Annotated in this window: 19 protein-coding genes; 13 read left to right on the top strand and 6 right to left on the bottom strand. The window is 69.3% G+C overall.

The features are described from left to right. Positions 1–1049: 1049 nt before the first annotated feature. Positions 1050–1937, bottom strand: coding sequence for an ROK family protein (locus OO71_RS33775; RefSeq protein ID WP_033294056.1), 888 nt, complete (start codon positions 1935–1937; stop codon positions 1050–1052). A 31-nt stretch (positions 1938–1968) separates the two neighbouring features. After that, positions 1969–3393: an APC family permease gene (locus OO71_RS33770; protein WP_033294030.1), complete on the bottom strand. Its 1425-nt coding sequence runs from the start codon at positions 3391–3393 to the stop codon at positions 1969–1971. 306 nt (positions 3394–3699) lie between these two features. Between OO71_RS33770 and OO71_RS33765 the strand changes: the two genes are divergently transcribed. From OO71_RS33765 to OO71_RS33730, 8 genes are all read left to right on the top strand, one after another. Further along, positions 3700–4779 (top strand): J domain-containing protein, encoded by a 1080-nt coding sequence (locus OO71_RS33765; RefSeq protein ID WP_033294029.1) that lies wholly within the window; start codon positions 3700–3702, stop codon positions 4777–4779. A gap of 39 nt (positions 4780–4818) precedes the next feature. Next, positions 4819–5463, top strand: a complete 645-nt coding sequence (locus tag OO71_RS33760; protein ID WP_033294028.1) for a DUF998 domain-containing protein — start codon at positions 4819–4821, stop codon at positions 5461–5463. Between the two features lie 130 nt (positions 5464–5593). Then, complete coding sequence (gene fabG, locus OO71_RS33755; RefSeq protein WP_033294027.1) at positions 5594–6349, top strand: 3-oxoacyl-ACP reductase FabG; 756 nt, start codon at positions 5594–5596, stop codon at positions 6347–6349. 5 nt (positions 6350–6354) lie between these two features. Beyond that, positions 6355–6807, top strand: coding sequence for a MaoC family dehydratase (locus tag OO71_RS33750; RefSeq protein ID WP_033294026.1), 453 nt, complete (start codon positions 6355–6357; stop codon positions 6805–6807). A gap of 57 nt (positions 6808–6864) precedes the next feature. Beyond that, entirely contained in the window at positions 6865–7890 is a 1026-nt protein-coding gene (locus tag OO71_RS33745) for a phosphotransferase family protein (protein WP_033294025.1), read from the top strand. Then, positions 7890–9113 carry an acyl-CoA dehydrogenase family protein gene (locus OO71_RS33740; protein WP_033294024.1) on the top strand — a complete coding sequence of 408 codons (1224 nt, stop codon included), beginning with the start codon at positions 7890–7892 and terminating at the stop codon, positions 9111–9113. Before OO71_RS33745 ends, OO71_RS33740 begins: the two co-directional genes overlap by 1 nt. Then, on the top strand, positions 9110–10288 hold the full coding sequence (locus tag OO71_RS33735) for an acyl-CoA dehydrogenase family protein (protein WP_033294023.1): 1179 nt from the start codon (positions 9110–9112) through the stop codon (positions 10286–10288). Before OO71_RS33740 ends, OO71_RS33735 begins: the two co-directional genes overlap by 4 nt. Next, positions 10285–11379 (top strand): acyl-CoA dehydrogenase family protein, encoded by a 1095-nt coding sequence (locus OO71_RS33730; protein ID WP_033294022.1) that lies wholly within the window; start codon positions 10285–10287, stop codon positions 11377–11379. The genes OO71_RS33735 and OO71_RS33730 overlap by 4 nt, the downstream gene beginning before the upstream one ends. Before the next feature lie 540 nt (positions 11380–11919). On the opposite strand, the gene OO71_RS33725 is transcribed toward OO71_RS33730, so the two are convergent. The 4 genes from OO71_RS33725 to OO71_RS33710 form a co-directional block, all read right to left on the bottom strand. After that, on the bottom strand, positions 11920–14256 hold the full coding sequence (locus tag OO71_RS33725) for a GDSL-type esterase/lipase family protein (RefSeq protein ID WP_084145464.1): 2337 nt from the start codon (positions 14254–14256) through the stop codon (positions 11920–11922). A 1089-nt stretch (positions 14257–15345) separates the two neighbouring features. Further along, positions 15346–16119, bottom strand: coding sequence for an SDR family oxidoreductase (locus OO71_RS33720; protein ID WP_033294021.1), 774 nt, complete (start codon positions 16117–16119; stop codon positions 15346–15348). After that, on the bottom strand, positions 16116–16868 hold the full coding sequence (locus OO71_RS33715; protein ID WP_156096687.1) for an SDR family oxidoreductase: 753 nt from the start codon (positions 16866–16868) through the stop codon (positions 16116–16118). Before OO71_RS33715 ends, OO71_RS33720 begins: the two co-directional genes overlap by 4 nt. Positions 16869–16961: 93 nt before the next feature. Next, complete coding sequence (locus tag OO71_RS33710; RefSeq protein WP_063740148.1) at positions 16962–17645, bottom strand: TetR/AcrR family transcriptional regulator; 684 nt, start codon at positions 17643–17645, stop codon at positions 16962–16964. 67 nt (positions 17646–17712) lie between these two features. Between OO71_RS33710 and OO71_RS33705 the strand changes: the two genes are divergently transcribed. The 5 genes from OO71_RS33705 to OO71_RS33685 all read left to right on the top strand — a co-directional run bounded on the left by OO71_RS33705 (position 17713) and on the right by OO71_RS33685 (position 23008). Continuing rightward, positions 17713–18348, top strand: coding sequence for an MSMEG_1061 family FMN-dependent PPOX-type flavoprotein (locus OO71_RS33705; RefSeq protein ID WP_033294019.1), 636 nt, complete (start codon positions 17713–17715; stop codon positions 18346–18348). Positions 18349–18364: 16 nt separating this feature from the next. Further along, entirely contained in the window at positions 18365–19255 is an 891-nt protein-coding gene (locus OO71_RS33700) for a PDR/VanB family oxidoreductase (RefSeq protein ID WP_033294018.1), read from the top strand. Between the two features lie 100 nt (positions 19256–19355). After that, on the top strand, positions 19356–20471 hold the full coding sequence (locus OO71_RS33695; RefSeq protein WP_033294017.1) for a sugar ABC transporter substrate-binding protein: 1116 nt from the start codon (positions 19356–19358) through the stop codon (positions 20469–20471). Positions 20472–20507: 36 nt separating this feature from the next. Then, the gene (locus OO71_RS33690) at positions 20508–21485 is read left to right on the top strand and encodes an ABC transporter permease (protein ID WP_033294016.1); all 978 of its coding nucleotides are present in this window, start codon (positions 20508–20510) and stop codon (positions 21483–21485) included. Further along, positions 21482–23008 (top strand): ATP-binding cassette domain-containing protein, encoded by a 1527-nt coding sequence (locus OO71_RS33685; RefSeq protein WP_051792554.1) that lies wholly within the window; start codon positions 21482–21484, stop codon positions 23006–23008. The genes OO71_RS33690 and OO71_RS33685 overlap by 4 nt, the downstream gene beginning before the upstream one ends. The last annotated feature ends 182 nt before the right edge of the window (positions 23009–23190 follow it).

Below are 23190 nucleotides of genomic sequence, written 5' to 3'. Positions count from 1 at the left end.
GTGGCGCAACCGGCACTGCCACCCGAAGCGCCACTTCGCAGCCGGCTCGAAGATCCGCCGCCCAGATTACCTACCCAACGTTGCGTGACGCGGCACTAGATCGAATCTGGCGGGCGTATTCGCTGGTCAGAGGGCTGAGTGGGGTGGAGGTCTCGCGGCGGGTACGAGCGCGGGGCCGGAGTGGGGCGGCCGCTTGACGAGATCTGGCGGGATTGCGGGATTGCGGGATTGCCGGATGGCGGGATAGCCGGATAGCCGCCAGATCGGCAGGTGGGGGAAGGCGGCCTGCCGGGGAGTGCACGGATCTGATCGACCGGCGGTCGCCCGGAGGCAGCGAGGGGGGTGTCGGCGGGCGAGCGCGAAGTGGCAGTCCGTGGGCCGGAAAAGGTAGCAGGTCGGCGAGGAGGAACGCGCAGTCGGCGGGCCAGCCGGACGAGCCAGCGGCGAGGGTCCGGAACGGGCGGTTGGCTGGAGAGCAGAAAGATCCGGTCGGAAGGCGACCGGGAACAAGCAGACGGCAGGCGAGTAGGAGGAGCCCGCCGACAGGGGTGCAGGAACGGGCGGTGGCGGGCGTGCAGGACGAGCCAGTCGACGCACGAGCCGGAACCGGCGGTCGGCAAGCAAACAGGACCAACCCAATCGACACACGAGCCAGAACAGACGATCGACAAGCAAACAGGACCAACCCAATCGACACACGAACCAGAACAGACAGGCGAGCAGGGCGAGCCAGCAGCCGCGCAAGCAGGAATGGGCGGGAGAGCCGAACGAGCCGGAACAGGCGGCAGGCAGGCGTGTCGGAACAAACGAGCGGCAGGCAGAACGAGCCACACGGCAAACATGGCGTCGATGCCGACGCGGCCCTTGAGACCGCACCACTGGCTCGGCCAGCAGAAGCAAAGGCCGACGCACGCACTCCTCACCCAGGAAAACCAGCACGAGGGTAAGAAGCCATCCGCAGCCAGCCGCTCAGCGCACCGCCGACACCAGAGGACCCAGCACAAACCGCAGCCGGCAGAGCGGCACAGCAACTCCACCGGCCACCGAGGTCACTCACCGCCCAGCGCCAATGCCACCGCTCCCAGCAGGGCGGCGTCCTGGTCGAAGCGCGCCGGGACCAGGTCCGGTGGGAAGGGGACCGCCGCGGCGAGACGTTCCCGCAATGCGGGCAGCAGGATGTCTGCCGACCGGACCAGCCCGCCGCCCACCGCGATGCGGGACGGGTCGAAGGCGATCGCCAGGTTGGCCACGTGCATGGACAGCTCGTCCAACGCTGCCGTGACCAGTTCCTTCGCCTCCGCATCCTCCCTGGCCAGCGCGAACAGCTCGCCCGCGGTGACCGGGTGGCCGAGCAGCGCGGTCGCCCGGTCGCCGAGGCCCCGGCCGCCGACGGCCTCCTCCAGTGGCGCAGCTCCGCCCGCGAAACCGTCGGTGTCCTGGGGGAACCGCAGGTTGTACCCGATCTCCCCGGCTGCGCCGTTCGCGCCGGTGAGCAGGCGGCCGCCGACCAGGACCGCGGCTGCGATGCCGGTGCCCAGTGAGAGGAACACGGCCGGGTCGGCGCCGGTCAGCGTGCCCCACGTCCATTCCGCCAGCGCGGCCGCCTTCGCGTCCGTGCCGACTGTCACCGGGACCTCCGGAAAGGACGCCGACACCAGCTCCGCCAGGTGCAGTTCCTCCCAGCCGGGCACGTTGGGTGCCAGCAGGATCCGGTCCGGCAGCACGATTCCCGGGCTCACCACCCCCACCGCGCCGACCCGGACGTCGGCGGCCAGCTCGGCTGCTGCCGTCAGCGCGCGCGTGACCACCTGTTCGGCGCCGGCCTGTGCATCGGTGTCCAGCCGGCGGGTGGCGCGCAGCGTGCCGGTCCGGTCGGCGAGGCCCAGCGCCACTTTCGTGCCGCCGAAGTCGATGCCCAGGATCAGATCGTCCGAGATCACGCGCGGGTCCCATCGATGACCAGGCCGCTCATGCCTGCGATCCCGCGGCGAACGCTTCCCGGATCTCCTTGGGACCGAACGGCCACACCTTTTCCTTGGCGGCGTAAGCAAGGAAGGCGAGAACACCGAGGACGACCCAGCCGACGGCCAGCAGTTTCGACAGCTGCGTCGCGGAGTGGAACACGTACACCCACCCGGCCAGCGCGACAATCGTCGGCACCGGATACAGCCACTGCCGGTACGGCCGCTTCAACCCGGGTTGACGACGCCGCAGCACGACGATCGCCGCGACCTGCGCCAGCGACTGGATCAGCACCAGCACCGTGACGGCGGCGTTGATCACGTCGGTGAGAGTGAACAGCGACCCGATCGCGGTGACCAGTCCCATGGCGAGTACCCCGGCGGTCGGCAGGTTGAGCTTCGGGTGCAGTTTCCCGAAAACCGGCAGGAAAACCTTGTCGCGCGCGGCTTCGAACGGCACCCGCGACCCGCCGAGCAGACCCGCGAACACCGAACCGACCGCGGCGATCACGATCAGCACGGTGATGATTTTCGCCGCGACCGAGCCCCACGCCTGCTCGAGCACCGACGACGCCACCGACGTCGCCGTCTTGATCTCCGCCAGCGGCGTCGAGCCCAGAACCCCGACCTGCAGCAGGAAATACAGCGACATGATGCCGAGGATGGAGAACAGGATCGAGCGCGGGATGGTGCGGCCCGGCGCGCGGACCTCGCCGCCGAGGTAGGCCGTGGTGTTGTAGCCGAGGTAGTCGTACACGGCGATCACGAGACCCGCGCCGAGCCCGGACCAGAACGCCCCGCCCGAGCCGAACGCGCCCGGGGTGAAGGCGAACGCCTGGTGCGCGTCGAAATGGCTGAACGCCGCGGCGATCACGGCCAGCACCGCGCACAGCATCACCACGAACAACGCGGTGGTCAGCTTGCCGATCTGGCCGATCCGGCGGAACAGCGCGAGCACGATCAGCACGACGATCCCGATGCCGATGACCTTGCCCAGCGGGGTGACGCCGCCGTCACCGGTCACGCCGGGGACCAGGTACCCGAGGTACTGGACGAGCCCGATGATGCCGGTGGACATGATCAGCGGGATGAACAGCACCGCGCTCCAGGCGAAGAGGAACGGCATCAGCCTGCCGGAGCGGTACTGGAACGCTTCGCGCAGGTAGATGTAGGTCCCACCGGCACCGGGGAGGGCGGCGCCGAGCTCGGCCCACACGAGCCCGTCGGCGAGGGCGATGACCGCGCCGATGATCCAGCCGAACATCGCCTGCGGGCCGCCCATCGTCACGACCATCGCGGGGATGGTGACGAACGGGCCGATCCCGCACATCTGCGTCATGTTGATCGCGGTCGCCTGCAGCGGCCCGATCCGGCGTTCGAGACCGGTCCGCGGAAGGGTCGCGGAGTCCCCCGGACGGGTGGGTGAGCTCACGTCGTGCCTCCATCCAATAGTTAGTAAGGTTTCTTAACATAAGATGTGCGAGGCCGGAAGGGGTGCGCCGGGAAAGGTGCCCGAACCGGAGCGGGGGAGAGCACGCGTACCGACCGGCAGGAACGGGCATTTCCGGCCGCCCGGCACCCGATGCGATCCGGCGGCACTTCCGCTCCCCTGACGGAAAAACACCACCCCGAAACCCCGTCCGGCCGTTCACTCCGGCGCGCCGCGGAGGTGGGTGGCACGTCGATCCGGCGACCCCATATCGTTGCGCGGGCAGCCATCCGGAGGTGGAACCCGACCGTGCCCGACTACTACGCGGTACTCGGCGTGGGGAAGACTGCGTCGCCCACGGAGATCAAGGCCGCCTATCGCCGGTTGGCCAAGACGTTGCACCCGGATGCGGGTGGCACGGTCGGCACGTTCCAGCTTCTGCGCGAGGCCTACGACACTCTCGGTAACCCCACTCGCCGCGCGCGCTACGACGCCGGTGCGCGCGTACCCACATTGCCCAAACCCCGGCCCCGGCGGCGGTTCGGCGACGAACCCGGCTTCGCGCCCGAAGCGACGGACATCGCGCCCGAGGACCTCGAATGGTGGGCATTCGCCGGGGAAGACCTGCGGATGCGGCACGGACGGCGGCGCGGCCCGGGGCACGCTCCGGTGGTCGCCGCGGTCGCGGGAGCGGTGCTGGTGCTGTTGCCGCTGGTCACCGGGGTGGACTTCACGCCGCCGGTGCTGATCGTGTGGCTCACCCTGACCGCAGGCACGGCATTGCTGGTACACCGGCTTGCGCGCGGGTACCTCGCCGCGCGGCAGGCCCGGCAGGCGTTCGCCGAGGAATTCGGTGGTACCGCAGTGTTCGGCGCGCCCGGTACGGAGGCCGACGAACTGGCCGAACGGCTCACAGCCGACCTGCTCCAGCGGTACCTGACCAGGTTGCCCGGCGCGCGCATCTTCCACGGTCTCGCCTGGCCGGGGTCGGTGTTCGCGGACGTCGACCACGCGGTGCTGTGCGGAAAACGCCTGGTGCTCATCGAATCGAAGCTGTGGCTGCCCGGGCACTACGAAACCGCCGAGGACGGACGGCTGCTGCGCAACGGCCGCCCGTTCCGCGGCGGCGGCACGCGGCTCGCCGAGAGCCTCGGCCACTACCGCGAGCTGCTGCCCGGCATCGCGCTGCGCGGCGCGATGATCGTGTACCCCAGCCGAAACGGCGAGGTCACCACTGCCGAACCGGACGGCGAGCCCGGTCCGCCGATGACGCCGGAGCTGTTCCTGCACGAGATCGGCGGCTGGCTGTCCGCCGAACCGTCCACAGTGGACCATCACGCACTGCGCACGGTCCGCGCGCAGGTCACCGGATCGGGCCGCGCGGCCTGACTCACCGCGGGCACATCCGGCGCCCGGCACACTGGTCCCATGACGACCGTGCCCGCCGATCGCCGCCCCACGTTGTTCTCCCTGGCCGGGATCGGCGCGCTCGTCCTCGGCGCCGCGCTGGTCCTGCTGCTGCAGCTGGTGCCGCCCACCGACGAGATCAGCGTGACCCGCCGGACCATCAGCGAGTACGGCCTGTCCGACCACAAATGGGTGTTCGACCTCGCGGTGGTGCTGGTCGCGGCCGGTTCGGCGGTCGCGTTCACGGTACTGCGGCTGCAACGGCGGCTGCCGGTCGCCGCGGCGGTGCTCGGAGCGCTGTGGACGGCCGGGCTGCTGACGATCGTCGCGTTCCCGAAGACGGACTGGACGAGCGTGACCGCGTCCGGCGCCGGGGGCACGGTGCACCGGATCGCGAGCGTCGTGGCGTTCGTGTGCCTGCCGGTGGCCGTGCTGGTCGCCGCCCGTGCCGCGTTCCCGGATTCGCCGCGCCGCCGGTTCCTCGCGCGGCTGCTCGCGGCGGCGTCGCTGGCGTGGTTCGCCGTGATCCTGGGCGCAGTTCTGGTTGCCGCACTGACCGATCAACGCTGGTGGCTGCTCATCCCGCTCGGCCTGGTCGAACGCGGGATGGCGCTCACCGAACTGCTGGCACTGGCCGCCCTCGCCGCGCCGGCCGGGCGCCGCTGAACCGGCCCGATCGGGAGCCGGGTCTCGCCAACTACCCGTAATAAGCGTACGCTTAGCAGCCAGCGCCGGGCGTCGTGCCGTGGCACCCTGCGCGAAGACGTGCGCCTTCCCCGAAGAAGAGGAGACCCCCGTGACCGCTTCCCGTGTGGCCATCGTGACCGGTGCCGGCCGTGGCATCGGTGCTGCCGTCGCCCGCCGCCTCGCCTCCGACGGGTTCGCCGTCGGGCTGCTCGACCTCGACGAGGGCGGAGTCCGCAACGGCGCCGAGGAGATCACCGCGGCGGGTGGCCGCGCGATCGGCGTCGCGCTCGACGTGAGTGACGCCGGGCAGGTCGAGGCGGCCGTAACGCGGGTCGCCGAGGAGCTGGGCGCGCCGACCGTGCTGGTCAACAACGCCGGTATCACGCGCGACAACCTGCTGTTCAAGATGACCGAGCAGGACTGGGACTCGGTGCTGAACGTGCACCTGCGCGGCTCGTTCCTGATGACGCGCGAAGTGCAGAAGTACCAGACGCAGGAGAAGTGGGGCCGGATCGTGAACCTGTCCAGCACTTCGGCGCTGGGCAACCGCGGGCAGGTCAACTACTCCGCGGCCAAGGCGGGTATGCAGGGCTTCACCAAGACGCTCGCCATCGAGCTCGGCAAGTTCGGCGTCACCGCCAACGCGATCGCGCCCGGGTTCATCGCCACCGACATGACCGCCGCCACCGCCGAACGGCTCGGGATGAGCTTCGAGGACTTCAAGGCCGCGGCGGCGTCGCAGATCCCGGTGCAGCGCGTCGGCACGCCCGATGACATCGCGAACGTCACGTCGTTCCTCGTGAGCGAGGGCGCGGGCTTCGTGTCCGGCCAGGTCATCTACGTCGCCGGCGGACCGAAGGACTGATCCCGATGCGCGTGTTCTCCGACCTGACCGAGCTGGCCGGCGCGACCGGCGAGCACCTTGGCGAGAGCGAGTGGCACACCGTCACCCAGGAGCAGGTCCAGCTCTTCGCCGACGCCACCGGCGACCACCAGTGGATCCACCTCGATGCCGAAAAGGCTGCCACCGGCCCGTTCGGCAGCACGATCGCGCACGGATTCCTCACGCTGTCGCTGATTCCGTCGTTCGGCCCGCAGATCTACCGCGTCGAGGGCTTGAAGATGGGGATCAACTACGGGCTCAACAAAGTGCGGTTCCCGCAGCCGGTGAAGGTGGGCTCGCGGGTCCGCGGCAGCGCCGATCTCACCGAGGTCACCGACGTGGCCGGTGGCAAGCAGGCCGTGATCCGCTGGACCATCGAGATCGAAGGCGAGGCGAAACCCGCGTGCGTGGCCGAGATGGTCGCGCGGCTCATCGCTTGATCCCCGATCTGGACCCTCGCACAAACTGCACGGACCGGTAAGAATGGAGTCCTCACGATGACCCCCACCGACCCGCCCGGCCTCGACCTGGGGCGGCTGCGTACTCATCTCGACCGCGAGCGGCCCGGGCTCGTGTCCGGCGCCCTCACCGCGGACGTGGTGCAGGGCGGGCGGTCCAACCTCACCTACATCGTGTCCGACGGCACGCGCCGCTGGGTGGTCCGCCGCCCGCCGCTCGGCCACGTTCTGCCCACCGCGCACGACATGCGGCGTGAGTTCCGGGTGATGAGCGGGCTTTCGGGGACGCCGGTGCCGGTGCCGGAAACCGTCCTGCTGTGCGAGGACGCGGACGTGCTCGGCGCGCAGTTCTACGTGATGGAGTACGTCGAGGGCACGCCGTACCGCATGGCCGAAGAGCTCGAAAAACTCGGGCCAGAGCGCACCAGGGCGCTTGCGGATTCGCTCGTCGACACGCTCGTCGACCTGCACTCGGTCGATCCGGAAGCCGTCGGGCTCGGCGATTTCGGCCGCCCGGAAGGGTTTCTGGAACGGCAGCTGCGGCGGTGGAAGAAACAGCTCGACGGGTCACGGAGCCGCGATCTGCCGGGCGCGGACGAGCTGCACGCCGGTCTCGCGGCGGCGATCCCGGTGTCCGGCACGCCGTCGATCGTGCACGGCGACTACCGGCTCGACAACGTGCTCGTCGACGGCGAAGACCGGATCACCGCGGTGCTGGACTGGGAGATGTCCACGCTCGGCGACCCGCTCACCGACCTCGGCCTCATGATCACGTACGCGCAACGAGACCAGATGTCGCTGCCGATGGTGTCCAACGCCAGCGCCGCCGCCGGGTATCCGGGCACCGATGAGGTCATCGCGCGCTACGCGCAGCGGTCCGGCCGTGACTTGTCGGCGCTGAACTGGTACATCGGCTTTGCGTACTTCAAGCTCGCGGTGATCCTGGAAGGCATCTACTTCCGTTACCAGCAGGGCCAAACCGTGGGCACCGGCTTCGACCAGATCGGCGCCGCCGTGGCCCCCTTGATCGCGCAGGGCACCAAGACGCTCACCGAGGAGAAGTGATGGACTTCGCGTTCGACGCCCGTACCGAGGAGCTGCGCGGGCAGCTGCTCGAATTCATGGATTCGCACATCTACCCCGCCGAGGCGGTCTTCCACGAGCAGGTGGCGGAGCGCGCCGACCCGTGGTCGACGCCGCCGATCGTCGCCGAGCTGAAGGCCGAGGCCCGCAAACGCGGTCTGTGGAACTTCTTCCTGCCCGGCGATCATGGGGCGGGGCTCACCAACCTCCAATACGCGCCGCTGGCCGAGATCACCGGCCGCAGCCCGCACCTCGCCCCGATCGCGGTCAACTGCGCCGCACCGGACACCGGGAACATGGAAGTACTCACCATGTTCGGCAGCGAGGCGCAGCGCAAGCAGTGGCTGCAACCGTTGCTGGACGGGGAAATCCGCTCCGCCTTCGCGATGACCGAGCCCGACGTGGCCTCGTCGGACGCGCGCAACATCGCCACCAGCATCCGCCGGGAGGGTGACGAGTACGTCATCAACGGCCGGAAGTGGTACATCACCGGCGCGATGAACCCGAACTGCGCGATCTTCATCGTGATGGGCAAGACCGATCCCGACGCGCCGCCGCACCAGCAGCAGAGCATGATCCTCGTCCCGCGGGACACGCCGGGGCTCACCGTGGTGCGCGGCATGCAGGTGTTCGGCTACACCGACGGCGACCACGGCGGGCACGCCGAGGTGCTGTTCGACAACGTGCGGGTACCGGCGGAAAACCTGATCGCGGACGAGGGTTCCGGATTCGCCATCGCGCAGGCCCGGCTCGGGCCGGGCCGCATCCACCACTGCATGCGGGCGATCGGCATGGCGGAACGCGCGCTGGAGCTGATGTGCCGGCGCACGCTGTCGCGCGAGACCTTCGGCCGCCCGATCGCCGACGCCGGGGTGGTGCAGGACTGGATTGCCGAGTCGCGCGTCCGGATCGAGCAGCAGCGGCTGCTGGTGCTGAAGACCGCGTGGCTGATGGACACCGTCGGCAACCAGGGCGCGCACACCGAGATCCAGGCGATCAAGATCTCCACGCCGCTCACGGTCGAGTGGATTCTCGACAAAGCGATCCAGGCACACGGCGCGGGCGGGCTGTCGCAGGACTTCCCGCTGGCCGAGCTGTGGTCGGGGGTGCGCACGCTGCGGCTCGCCGACGGTCCGGACGAGGTCCACAAGCGGTCGCTGGCCCGCCGGGAGCTGAAGAAGTACCGGACGGAGGCGGCCAAGTGACCGACGAGGAGCTGCGCGCCCAGGTCGGCGCCTTTCTCGCCGGGCACGACCCGAAGTCGTCGGCACCGCTGGACTTCCTGCGGGCCCGTTTCGACGCCGGGCTCGCCTGGGTGCACTTCCCGGCGGGCCTCGGCGGGCAGGACGCGCCGCGGGCTCTGCAGGCCGACGTCGATGCCGCGTTCGCCGCCGCGGGCGCGCCGGACAACAACCCGCGCCGGATCATGATCGGGCTCGGCATGGCCGCGCCCACGATCCTCGCGTTCGGCACCGACGAGCAGCGCAAGCGTTACCTGCGTCCACTGTGGACCGGCGAGGAGGTGTGGTGCCAGCTGTTCAGCGAGCCCGGTGCCGGGTCCGACCTCGCCGCGCTGGCCACCCGCGCAGTCCGCGACGGGGACGACTGGGTGGTCACCGGCCAGAAGGTCTGGACGTCCGGCGCACACAACGCGCAGTGGGCCATCCTCGTCACCCGCACCGACCCGGACGTGCCCAAGCACCAGGGCATGACGTACTTCCTGTGCGACATGACCGCGCCGGGCGTCGAGGTGCGGCCGCTGCGCCAGATCACCGGTGAGGCGGAGTTCAACGAGGTGTTCCTCACCGAGGTGCGGATCCCGGACGCGCAGCGGCTGGGTGCGGTCGGCGAGGGCTGGAAGGTCGCGCAGACCACGCTGATGAACGAGCGAGTCGCGATCGGTGGCACCGCAATGCCGCGGGAAGGCGGCATGATCGGGCTGATCGCGAAGACGTGGCGGGACCGTCCGGAGCTGCGCACGCCGGAGCTGCGGGACCGGCTGGTGCAGCACTGGGTCGAAGCGGAATCGTTGCGGCTGGCCGGAACGCGGCTGCGGCAGCAGCTCACGGCGGGTGCGCCGGGGCCGGAGGGGTCCGCGATGAAGGTGGCGTTCGCCGAGCTGAACCAGCAGCTGTCCGGCCTGGAGCTGGAACTGCTCGGCGAGGAGGGCCTGCGTTACGACGACTGGACGATGCGCCGTCCGGAGAAGGTCGACTTCTTCGGCCGCGAGGCCGGGTACCGGTACTTGCGGGCCAAGGGGAACTCGATCGAGGGCGGTACCACCGAGGTGCTGCGGAACATCATCTCCGAACGTGTGCTGGGGCTGCCGTCCGAGCCGCGGGTGGACAAGGACGTCGCCTGGAAGGACCTGCCGCGATGAACTCGCCGGACCTGCTGTACTCGGAAGTGGAAGAGGACCTGCGTGCGTCGGTGCGGGCGTTGCTCACCGATCAGGCCGGGCCGTCCGCATTGCTGGCGCGGGTGGAGACGGACGAGCCGTATGACCTCAAGCTGTGGCACACGCTGGCCGCCGACCTCGGCACCGCGGGTCTGATGGTGCCGGAATCCCTTGGCGGACACGGTGCTTCGGCGCGCGAGGTGGCTGTCGTCATGGAGGAACTGGGCCGGAGCGTCGCGCCGGTGCCGTACCTGGGCAGTGCAGTGCTGGCAACGGCAGCGCTCCTCGCGGCCGGTGATACGGAGCTGCTCCCCCGGCTCGCTTCGGGCTCGCTGACCGGCGCCTTGGCGGTGCCATTGTCCACCGCACCGGGTTCGCCGTTCCCGGAAACGGTGCAGGCCAACGGAACGCTCACCGGCCGAGTGTCCACAGTGGTCGATGCCTCGGTGGCTGAGGTGCTGGTGGTCCCGGCGGTAGGCCCGGACGGACCGGGACTGTACGAGGTCGAGGCCAGTGCGGCTTCGATCGTGGAAGCCGTGTCGCTGGACCTGACCCGGCGAATCGCCGACGTCACCCTGGATTCCGCACCCGCGCGGCTCATCTGCACGGGTTCCGCTGCGGTGGATGCCGTGGACAGCGCATTGACCACCGCCGCCGGATTGCTGGCTTCGGAGCAGACCGGGGTCACCGAGTGGGCGTTGCACGAGACGGTGACGTACCTGAAGGGCCGGTACCAGTTCGGCCGTCCGGTGGGCGGGTTCCAGTCGCTGAAGCACCGGCTGGCGAACCTGTACACGGAACTGGTCAACGCCCGCGCGACGGCGCGCTATGCCGCAGACGCACTGTCCGGCGGGTACGACGTGCCGATCGCCGTTGCCGTCGCACAGGCCCGCGTCGCGCCGATCGCGGTGCACGCAACCGAGGAAGCAATCCAGCTGCACGGCGGGATCGGGATGACTTGGGAACATCCGGCACACCTGTACCTGAAGCGAGCAAAGAGCGACTCGATCGCCTTCGGTACTCCTGGACGGCATCGGGCTCGGTTGGCTGATCTGGTGGACCTGCCTGCTTGACGCCGTTGCGGCCGCCTGCACCGTGGCCGCGGGTTGCGCCGCAGCCACGGCACCGATCCGGACCGGCGCGGTGGCCGCGGGTTTCGCCGATCCGAACCGGCGCCGCGGTGCTGCGGTGTGGTGCGGCGCGGCGCGGTGGTGCGGCGCGGCGCAGCGGAGCTGTGGTGCCGTGCGGCGGTGCTATGGTGCGGTGCGCTGCCGTGGCGTGGTGCGGTGTCGCGGGTTGGTGCTGCGCACCTCGGCACGGTCCCGACGGACCGCTTCCTCACCGGACGACAGCCCGTTCGGGCACCCATGCGACAGAAGCGGCAGGATGGGCGGACACCCACCCCACCAAGCCCAGGCCGGGGACCGCTGCGGCGCCCGGAGTGCCGGGCGCGGGTTGCCAGGCCGGGTTACCAGGCAAGGATTATCGGGCGTGGGTGGCCGGTGGCCGCACACGAGCGCCACCACCCCCGGCACACCGGCGGACCGCGCACGAGCGCCACCACACGCGGGCATGCGGGTGGTGGCGCTCGTCCCGGAGCGGGCTCAGTGTACTCAGGCGGGGTCGCCGCCGTTGTTGATCCACGCTCGCATGCTGCCGTTTTCCTGGTTCACCAGTAGGTAGTCGGCGCGGCCGTCGCCGCTGATGTCGGCGAAGAAGTGGAGTTCGTCTCCGTGTTTCTCCACGCCTGACGCTACCCGGCCGCGCGGTACCCAGCCGGGGCCGCCTGGGGCGTCTCCGTGGGCGTTGATCCACGCGTCCACCGTGCCGGTGTTCGGGTCCAGCCTCAGGTAGTCGGCGAGTGCGTCGCAGTTCATCCTGGCGAAGGCGATGGCGCCACCGCCCACGCCGGCCGCGATCTGCCCCAAGGGGCGCCAGCCGGGGCCGCCGGGACCGTCACCGTTGACGTTGGCCCATCCGTCGGCCGAACTGTCGGGGTGCTTCCAGATGTAGTCGTCCTTGCCGTCACCGTTGATGTCGGCGAAAACGATCTCCACGCCCTTGGCACCCACGCCCTGGGCGATCTGGCCGATCGGCCGCCAAGCCGGACCACCGGGCGCATCCCCGTTCATGTTGATCCACGCATCGACCGAACTGTCGTCGTGCACCCAGAGATAGTCGTCTTTGCCGTCACCGTTGATATCGGCAAACCGGATGGCCGGCCCCGGCGCGCCCACCCCGGCGGCGATCCGGCCGATCGGCCGCCAAGCCGGACCACCGGGCGCATCCCCGTTCACGTTGATCCACGCATCGACCGAACTGTCGCCGTGCACCCAGAGATAGTCGTCCTTGCCGTCACCATTGATATCGGCGAACCGGACCTCGTAGCCGCTCGCGCCCACGCCGGAGGCGTATTGGCCGCGGTCGAGCCAGCGGTTCGGGGCGTCGTTGCACTGGCTCCCGCCGCCTGTCCGGTCTTTGATCCAACCGGTTTCGGCGGCCGCCGCGATGCCGCGGGTGAACGCCTCGGCCATCTTCTCGTAGCCGCGGTCGTTGGGGTGCAGATTGTCCGCGAGGTCGTCCACCGTCACCTCGCTCATGTCGACGAGCGCGATACGTTTGCCCGCTTCCGCGCGCTGTCGTACCTGTTCGGTGATCCCCTCGTTGTACGCGTCGATCCGTTCCTGCGTGCCGGCGATCCTCGACGGCACCAAAGTCGCCACCAGCACGGTGGTCTCCGGGGAGTCCTTCGCGATCTGGTCGACGAGCCTGCCCAGCCTCGCCGGGGCGGACGGCGGATCGACATTGCCGTTCATGTCGTTGGTGCCGATGTGGAGGGTGACGACCGAGGGCTTGAACACCGGGATGGCGACGGCCGAGCGTTCCGCCAGGTAGTCGATCGTCTTGCCGCTGTAGGATTCGTGGTCCGGATCCGCGATCTGGCCGGAGTGCTGGGTACCCACGAAGTCCACGCCACGCGCGTCCGCCGCGAGCCCGTAATACATCGGCTTGCGATAGCCGGCATATCCCAAAGCCGAGTCGCTTCCGACGCCCTCGCCGATCGAATCGCCCTCCACCATGACGCTGACATCTCGTTTGCGGAGCTCACTCTTGTGCTCGTCAGGGTTGTACACCTGCATGTGCGCCTCCCGGCGCAGCCAGTCGTAAACACAGGGCACGGCACCGGCCCGGCCACATCCGGGCATGTCATAGGTTGCGGCCGCGTAGGCATTGTGGGTGGAAATGTTCGACTGCGACATCACCCCGACGAGAACGCGAGGTGACGAAGCGCTGCGCCCGGTGTGGTAACTGGAAGGCCCGCCCGAATCCCCCTTGTGAATGATGGCACCGGAAAACGGCCGGATCCGGTATGCACCACCGCCGAACGTATCGGTTATTCCGTCCTCGCTGTCGTTGACCATGCCCGGCGCCCATTTGAGGCTGGGGGAAGGGTCGCACGTCTCACACGTTCTGCCCCACCCGTAGGAATCGAGCTGCTTCTTCAACGGAACCCTCTTGTTGGGGCCCAGCATGAAGTATGCCGCCCCGCGGGTGTCCATGGGACCGTCCACGGTGAGGACCATGAGGTCCGAGTTCGCGGCAGGAGTCTGCACCGATCGGATGCCGTGCTTCGCCCCCTTGCCCAGGTCGGAATCTCCGACCAGTACGTAATAGTCGTCGAGATTATTGGAATACTTGAAGCAGTGCTTTGCCGTGAGGACCCAGGAAGCGCCGGTGGCCGCGCCACCACACAGGAACTGGTCCGGAAAGCCTTGCGCCTGTTTGAACCACAGTTGCACGGTGCTGTTTACGACAACTCCGTCGTAGCCACCCTCGATTGCCTTCGCCGGAGGCACCGTGACCACCGAGAAGTATCCGACAGCCAAGATTCCGGCCACGACCGAAGAAAGAAAAGTCCTCAGCCGCCTGCCGATCGACTTTGTGGTCACCGTAGTCCCCTTCTCCCCGGCGCAGTGCGAATAACGGACAGTGCAGACACATTTGTCATCGTCTTCTGAAATCTCCCCTGGCAGTGGACCCGAATGCGGTTTATCACAGGTGACCGGTGCAGCGAACGATCACCTGCGCAGCCGGACCATCGTCGGCTGCCGCGTTCTCCTCGGACAAGGTCGAAGATCCCGTTCTGCCCAGAGACCCGTCATCGATGCCCGACTCGTCGTTTTCTTGGGGCAATCCAAAACAATGCCGTATCAAGCAATGCCGGGCGGACAATCGGGGCGGCGGATTTCGGAATTGACCGCGAAGCACGTCCGGGGCCGCACCCCACGTGGCGACCTCGGCCTTGCCGTGCGGCCTGTGGTTGTCGCAGACCGGGGAGAGCGTGCCGGCCGGGAACGGCGGCGCAGCCAGTTTCCGAAGTCCGGGAACTACCGGTCGGCGCTTGCGGTCACGGAACGGATGGAACATCTGTCCGTCGCGGGCTCGAGCGCGGCGAACAGGTGCTGGATGCCGGTGGTGCGTGGGCAGGTCGCGCAACCGGGCCGCCGTGGGAACAGCCTCGGCCGGAGCGGGGGTGACCTGTTCAGCGGCCCGGACTTCTCGACACAGCCGTCGGCAGGAGGCTGGTCGCGGAGGTCGAGGATGCCGGTCGCGAAATGCGAGTCCCTGCCAGCTTTCCTGGCCTTCGCCGCCTACCCGGACTTGGCCGGGCGAACCTGGAATCGTCGAACGCGTCGATCACTTCCCCCGATCTCCCCCGCGGGCCGGGTCTGCACCGAACACTTCGGCCGATGAGCCATGGCTTCACCGCCAGCCTCGCGATCACCGGCCCTCATCGATGACAACGTCTTGCTGAGGCACCGGCTCGGTGATTGAGGTCTGATTCCAGGCGTGAGCTCACCTGCCGAGGTGGGCTCGAGGTTTCCCGGCAGCACGATTTCGCGTCACGGCAGGAAGGAGCGACCGGCAGGGCAACGGCCCGCAGCCGCGGGTGGACCACCGGAGCCGAGGCCGATCGGGTACCCGAAAACGCTGCCCGGCCTGAGCTCTCGGGAGTGGCTGCCTGCACTCAAAGGAGCTCAAGAATCGTCGGGTAGTTGCTCCATTTTCCGCTGCAGTTTGTTCATCCCGCCGAGCCAGCGGTCCGTTTCCGTGGCTCGCAGGGCGTAATACCCGGCGACTTCCTCGTGCGGCAGGACCAGGAAGCGGTTCTCCGCGATGGCCGTGAACAGCGCGTCCACCACCTGGTCCGGCTCGATGGCGCTGGCGCCCATCAGCAGTTTCCCGCGTTCGCCGGTTTCTTCCAGCATTGCCGTGCGTACGCCTTGGGGGCAGATTGCCTGCACGGTGATTCCGCGGTGCCGGTACGTCGCCGACAGCCATTCCGCGAAAGCCAATGCGCCGTGTTTCGTCACCGAATACGGTGCTGAGCCCAGGCTGGTCAGCAGGCCCGCCGCGGACACCGTCGCGATGAAGTGGCCCTTTCCGCGTTCCAGCCATGGCGGCAGCAACGCGCGGGCGGCGCGGACGTGTGCCATCACGTTCACGTCCCAGGCCAGCGCCCAGGAATCGTCGTCGGCGTTGGCGCCGCCGAAGGGGGCGACGCCTGCGTTGGCGCAGTAGATGTCGATCTCGCCGAGGGTTCTACGGGCGGCGGTGATCAGGTCCGTGACTCCGGATTCGCTCGCGACGTCACCCGCGAATGCCGTACCGCCCACCTCGGCAGCGATCTCCGCTGCGCGGTCGCCGTCCAGGTCCGCGACGACGACCCGGGCGCCGTCTGCGGCGAACCGGCGCGCCAGGGCCGCGCCGATGCCTCCCCCGCCGCCGGTGACTACGACACCGGCACTCACAGGCCGCCGCCGAGGGAGACGCCGCCGTCGAGGACGATTGTCTGCCCGGTCATCCAGCCTGCTTCGGCGGACAGCAGGAACGCCACCGCGCCTGCGATGTCCTCCGGGACGCCGAGCCGCTTCATCGGGTACGTCGACGCGACTTCTTCCTCGCGACCCTCGTACAGCGCCGTCGCGAACTTCGTCTTGACCACCGCCGGGGCGACCGCGTTGACCCGGATGTCCGGGCCGAGCTCGCCACCGAGCTCCTGGGTGAGCCGGATCAGCGCGGCCTTGCTGACGCCGTACATGCCGATCCCGGGCGACGTCCGCAAGCCGGCGATCGACGCGACGTTGACGACCGACCCGCCGTGCTCACCCATCCAGGCGTCCCGCGCGACGCGGATCCACGACAGCGGCGCGAGCACGTTCACCGCGAAGATCTTGCTCGCCGCGGCCGGGTCGATGTCCAGCGTGGGGCCGTAGACCGGGTTGATGCCGGTGTTGTTGACGAGCATGTCGAGGCTGCCGAACCGCTCGACCGCCGCACCGACGGCCTCCTCTTGATGCGCGGCGTCGTCGGCCTTGCCCGCGACCGCCATCGCGACGTCCGGGCCGCCGAGCTCCTCGACCGCCTCCGCGAGCGGCTCCGGCTTGCGCGCCGTGATGCACACCCGCGCCCCCCGCTCGACCAGCCCTTTCGCGATCGCCAGCCCGATCCCCCTGCTGGCCCCGGTGACCAGGGCAACGCGATCCTTGAACGACTCCACCACACCGTCTCCTTGTCCGCCGGCCAGCCACTGCTAAGCGAGCGCTTAGGTCGAGGATATCCGCGCCGCGGGCCTGCGCAACCCTGCACCCCGTCACATCACCCTGTGCAACGGTCCGCCCCACTCAGCGTCGCCCCGGGGAGGCATCCGGCAGCGGGTCATTCCCCTCAGGTAGCGGGTCAGCATGGCCACCAGTTCGTCCTCGAAGCGACCCACCTCGACCGACCCGGGTTCCGCGATCAGCTGGTGCACCACGAGTTCCACAGTGGACACCACGAGCCGCGCCGCTGCCTCGGTGTCTGCGACACCCGCCTCCGGGTGCGTGTCCAGCATCTGCTGCGTATGGCGGACGAGTTCCTGCTGATGCCGGGCCATTTTCTCGCGCAGCTCGGGCGACCGGCGGGCCTGTTCGGTCATCACGCGCAGCAGCCGCGGGTCGTCGCGGTGGGTTTCGATGGTCGTGTGGACGAAAAGGCGGACGGTGGCTTCCAGCGAGGTGGGTAGCGGCGCCTCTTGATAGCGGCCCACCGCGACCACACCCGCGGACAGATGCCGCGCGAACAGCTCGGCGAGGATCGCGTCCTTGTTCGGATAGTACTGATACAGCGAACCGATGGAGAGCCAAGCCTCTTCGGCAATGCGGTTGGTGGTGCCCGCGCCGTAGCCGTGTTCGGCGAAAACGCGAGCAGCCGCGTCGAGGATCCGTTCCCGGGTGAGCTCGGCCCGCACCTGGCGGGGCCGTTTACGTGGCTGGATCCGGCGCTTTTCCGACGGCATGCCACCTCCTTCCGACCGGCCTAAAAGCGAGTAGCGCACCGCGTCCGCGGCTTCGAATAATGGTGCCATGAACACTGTTCGCACGCGTTACCGCCGAGTGTCACCGGACGACGTCCGCGCGCGGCTCGGGCCGCCGAGTGCGCTGTCGGCCGAGGCGAGAATCCGGGGTACCCACATCGATTCCTATTTCCGTCGTTTCATCGCGCATTCGCCGTTCGTGGCGGTGGCCACGGCGGATGCGACGGGATTACCCGACTGTTCGCCGCGGGGCGACTACCCGGGCTTCGTGAAGGTGCTCGACGAACACACGCTCGCGATCCCCGACCGGCCGGGAAACAAGGTCGCCGACACCTTCGGCAATCTCGCGGAATCCGACGGCATCGGGTTGCTGTTCCTGATTCCCGGGGTCCGCGAGGTGCTGCGGGTCAACGGCCGCGGTTATCCGACCGACGAGCCCGACGTGCTGACCAGGATGGCCACCGAGGCCAAGCGGCCGGACCTGGCGATCATCGTCGAGGTGACGCAGGCGTATTTCCACTGCGGCCGCGCCTTGAGCCGGTCCCGGCTCTGGAATCCGGCCAGCCAGGCGCTCGCGGAGGAGATTCCTTCGCCGGGCGAAGCCGTCACCGCTCAGCTGGGGCTCGACATCGCCCCGGAAGTGGTCGACGAACGCCTCGAAGCCGCGTACCGGCACCTGTACTGAACCGGGGAAACTCCTGATGCAGCAAACGATTCTCGAACGCGTCGACCAGATCGCCGAAGACGTCGCCGTCCTCGAATTCCGAGCCACCGGAACCGCCTTGGCGCCCTGGGAACCGGGCGCCCACATCGACGTGGCGCTGCCGAACTGGCTGACCCGCCAGTACTCCTTGTGCGGCGATCCGGCCGACCGCGAGCGTTATCGCATCGCGGTGCGCCACGAGCGGCTCAGCCGCGGCGGTTCCGAATACATCCACCGGTTCCTGCGCCCCCACCGGCCCATGAACGTTTCCCTGCCACGCAACAACTTCCCGCTCCGGCCCGCACCGGCCTACCTGTTCCTCGCCGGTGGTATCGGCATCACGCCCATCCTGCCGATGTTCCGGGCCGCCCCCACCGCGACCCTCGTGTATCTCGGAAAATCACTCGCCACCATGCCCTTTGCCGATGAACTCACCACCGATGACCGAGTACGCATCATCGCCACCGAACGCGACGGACGGCCCGACCTCACTGCGCTGGCCGCGGAACTGGACCCCCGCACGCTGGTCTACTGCTGCGGTCCCGCCTCGATGCTCGCGGCCGCCGAAGCGGTGTTCCCCGCCGAGCGCCTGCACGTGGAGCGATTCCGGCCGACGGTCCGCGAGTTCCGGCCCGACACCGCGTTCCGGGTCGGCTGCGCCCGCTCCGGCCGGACGATCGAGGTCCCGCCCGGGGAATCGCTGCTCGACGTGCTGAACCACGCCGGGTACCCGGTCCTTTCCGGCTGCCGCGAAGGCGTGTGCGGCAGCTGCGAGCTCACCGTGCTGTCCGGCGAACCGGAGCACCGCGACGACATCGGCGCGGCGCCCGGCCGCATGTACGCCTGCGTTTCCCGCGCGCTGTCCGCCGAGCTCGTCGTCGACCTCTGAGCGCCACCGCGATACCAAACCCGCGGTATTGGATCTGGCCGCGGCATCCGGCGGCTTCGACACTGGGTGCCTGCCCGATCCAGCCGGAAGGTGAACGCCCGTGGAACGCAAAATGATGGTCGGAGCCGTCGTGCTGACGCTGCTGGCCGCGATGACAGCCTGCGGATCGAAACAGGACGCGGGAAGCGGGAACGGCACCTCCGCGGGTGCGGCTGCCTGCGTCCAAGCCGCCAAGACCGCGACCGACGCCGCCCGCGCGGTACCCCAGCTGGCGACGCCGCCGCAGCTCGACGTCAAGGGCTTGGCGGGCAAGGAACTCTGGCTCATCCAGCCGGCACAGGTGAAGATCCAGCACGACATCGGGGACGGCTTCGTGGCGGCCGCCAAGGCCGCCGGGGCGACCGGGAAGGTGTTCTACTCCGACGGGACGTCCAAGTCCGCCACCGAGGGCATGGCGCAGGCCGTCGCCCAGCATCCGGCAGGGATCGTCGTCAACGTGCACCTCGAGCTGGTCACCCAGCAGATCGCGGACGCCCGCAAGGCGGGGATCTCGGTGATCACGCTCTTCCAGGTGCCGCCGGGCGAGAAGCTGCCCGACGGGATACAGGCCAGCGTGCCGTCCGACTTCCGCAGCCGCGGCGCCGACATGGCCAACTGGATACTGGCCGACTCCGGCTGCTCCGCCAAGGCCGCGGTCCTGCACCTTCCGGCGTTCCCGGCCGCGAACCGCCACGAGGACGCCATCCACCAGGTCTTCGGCACCTGCCCGGACTGCAAGGTCACCGAAGCCCCGATCGACCTGGCCCAGCTCGGCACCAGCGTGCCCTCGGCAACGCAGGCCGTGCTACGGGCGAACCCCGACGTCAAGTACCTCGTCACCCTCTTCGACAGTCTCGCCACGCTCAGTGCTCCCGCGGTCGCCTCCCTGCGGCCCGACGTCAAGATCGTCAGCGGCGACGGCGTCGAGGCCAACCTGAAGATGGTCCGCGAGGGCACCGAAGCAGTGGACGTGGTCCTGCCGCCGCCTGCTTGGGTCGGTTACGCCGTCGTCGACCAGCTGGCGCGCGTGATCGTCGGGGCGAAGCCGTGGGATGTCTCCGTGCCGCGCCGACTCGTCGACAAGACGAACATCGGCAACGCCAAGACCGTGACCGATCTCTTCCCCGGTTACGAGAACACGCCCGCGGTGTTCGGGAAGGCGTGGGGCGTCAGCTGATCCCCCGATCTCCGCAGCAGGAAGGAACCGCAAGCAATGGCGCTAACGGAAGCCGTGGCCGGACGGCCGGGTATCGCGTGGCGAGGCTGGGTGAGCAGGTACGCGGTCGTGATCGTGGCGGTCGTGCTGTTCATCGGCTTCTCGGTGCTCTACCCGGACACGTTCGCGACGACCGGCAACCTCAAGGCGATGGTCAACACCCAGTCCGTCGTTCTCCTGCTCGCACTGGGCGCGTCCATCCCGATCCTGGTGGGCGACATCGACTTCTCGGTTTCGGCGGTGATGACCGGCGCCGCGGCCTTGCTTGCCGCGCTGACGATCGCGGGCGTGCCCGTGCTGATCGCGGTTCTCGCCGCACTGGTTTTCGGACTCGTGGTCGGCGCGGTCAACGCGTTCTTCATCGTGTCGGTCGGTGTCGACTCGCTCGTGCTGACCCTGGGCTCCCTGATCGCGCTGGGCGGCATGGCCTACGCGGCGACCGGCAGCCAGATCCTGACCGGAGTCCCGCATTCGCTGGTGGAGTTCAGCAGGCACGAGGTGTTCGGGTTGCCCGCCGCGACCTGGTACGCCTGGATCCTGGTCGTCGTGGTCTGGTACGTCTACGAGCGCACGCCATTGGGGCGGTACCTGCTGTTCACCGGTGGCAACCCGGAGGCCGCGCGGCTGTCCGGCCTGCCGGTCGCGCGGCTGCGGGCCGGCGCGCTCATCGCGTGCGCACTGATCGCCGCGTTCGCCGGCATAGTGCTGCTCGGCCAGATGGGCGCGGCGGACCCCGGCAGCGGCCCGAGCTACCTGCTCCAGCCGTTCGCCGCGATCTTCCTCGGCGCGACGGCCGTCAAAGCCGGGCAGGTCAACGCCTGGGGCACGATGATCGCGCTGTACCTGCTCACCATCGGCATCACGGGCATGCAGCTCGCGGGGGCACAGGCGTGGGTCAACAACGTCTTCAACGGGCTGGCGCTCATCCTGGCGATCACGGTCGCCAAGCTCGCGTCGGGAAAGGCGAACAGATGACCGGCGGGCTCACTGTGTCCGGCGTGGTGAAGTCGTTCGGCCCCAACCGGGTCCTGGACGGCGTCGACCTGCAGGTCGGGCTCGGCGAGATCCACGGGCTGCTCGGGCTCAACGGCAGCGGGAAGTCGACGCTCGTCAAGGTCCTCTCCGGGTACCACCGGGCCGACGCCGGTCTGGCGACGTTCGGCGGCGAACCGCTCGGCGACGGCACCGGCCGGGTCGTTGTGCTGCACCAGGATCTCGGTCTCGAACCGTCCCTTCCGGTGCTGGACAACGTGGTCGTCGCAAGCCGCTACGCCACCCGGGCGCTGGCGCCGGTCCGGCGGCGTGCGCTGGCTGCCGAGGTCGGGCTTCTGCTGGAGGAACTGCAGGCGCGGATCCATCCCCGGCAGCTGGTCGCGGACCTCCCGGCGGCCGCGCGGGCCCAGGTCGCCTTTGCCAGGGCGATGTTCCGCCTGCGCCGGACGTCGGGCGCCCAGCCGATGCTGTTCATCCTCGACGAGCCCACCGCGAACCTGCCGACCGGCGAGGTCCAGCACTTGATCGACACGGTGCGCCGGGTCGCGGAGGCGGGCAATGCGGTGATCTACGTCAGCCACCGGATGGCCGAGATCGACGAGGTGACGCATCGGCTGAGCATCCTGCGCGACGGCCGGGTCGCGCTGTCGGCCGACACTCGCGACGTCAGCCGGGACCAGCTGATCGAGGCGATGCTCGGCGCTTCGCTCGACGCGGTACCCCTGCGGTCGGAGCACCCCCTCGACCCGCGGCCCGGGCTCGAGGTCCGCGGCCTGTCCACGGAGCGGCTCCGCGCCGTCGATCTCGACGCACCCCGCGGCATCGTCACCGGAGTGACCGGGCTGGCGGGTATGGGCTGTGAGGACCTGCCGGAGGTACTGGCCGGATTGCGAAAACCGTTGCGCGGCACCGTGTCCGTCGACGGGTCTGTCCTGCCTGCGCGGCACGGGTACCGCGTCGCCCGGCAGCGCGGGGTTGCGCTCGTACCCGCGGATCGGCTGCGCGCCGGGCTCTGGCGGGAGGGTTCGGCACGGGACAACGTCAGCATCACTGTCCTGTCCCGCTTCCACGGCCGCCTCGGTCTGAGCCACTCGCGCGAGCGCGCGGGCGCACGGCAGGTGATGGCCGACGTCGGCGTGACCCCGCTCGACGCGGACCGGCCGGTGTGGGCATTCAGCGGCGGCAACCAGCAGAAGATGCTGCTCGGCAAATGGCTGCAAACCGACCCGAGCACGTGGATCCTGCACGAACCGACCCAGGGCGTCGACGCCGCCGCGAGCCAGGCCATCCTGCTGCGGCTGCGCGCCGTCGCCGACAGCGGCGCGGTGGTGCTGATCGTTTCGGGGGACTTCAGCCAGCTCGCGCAGATCTGCGACCGGGTGCACGTCATCCGCGAAGGTGATGTGGTCGGCACGCTGGATGGCGGTGAGGTCACCGAGCGCGACATTGCCCGGCTCGCGCAGGGGTCGGCGGCTGAGCTTGTCCGTGAGGTGCGTGGTGGCTGAACTCGGGTGTTTCGCGGCCCGCTGGGGACTCGGCACCGTCGAGGTGCTCGGCGGGTCCGCAACCGATCCGGGCGCGAACGACACCAATCGCCGAGGCGCCGGACCGGACCACAACCGAAGATCCGGGACGGCATTTCCTGCTGTGGACCGGCGGCTGGGAGGTGGCACGCCCTCGGAGACGA

It is taken from the genome of Amycolatopsis jejuensis (genome assembly GCF_000717335.1).
GTDB classification, from domain to species: domain Bacteria; phylum Actinomycetota; class Actinomycetes; order Mycobacteriales; family Pseudonocardiaceae; genus Amycolatopsis; species Amycolatopsis jejuensis.
The sequence above is the reverse complement of the archived record's forward strand: the minus strand, read 5'-3'. Positions and strand labels throughout refer to the sequence as shown.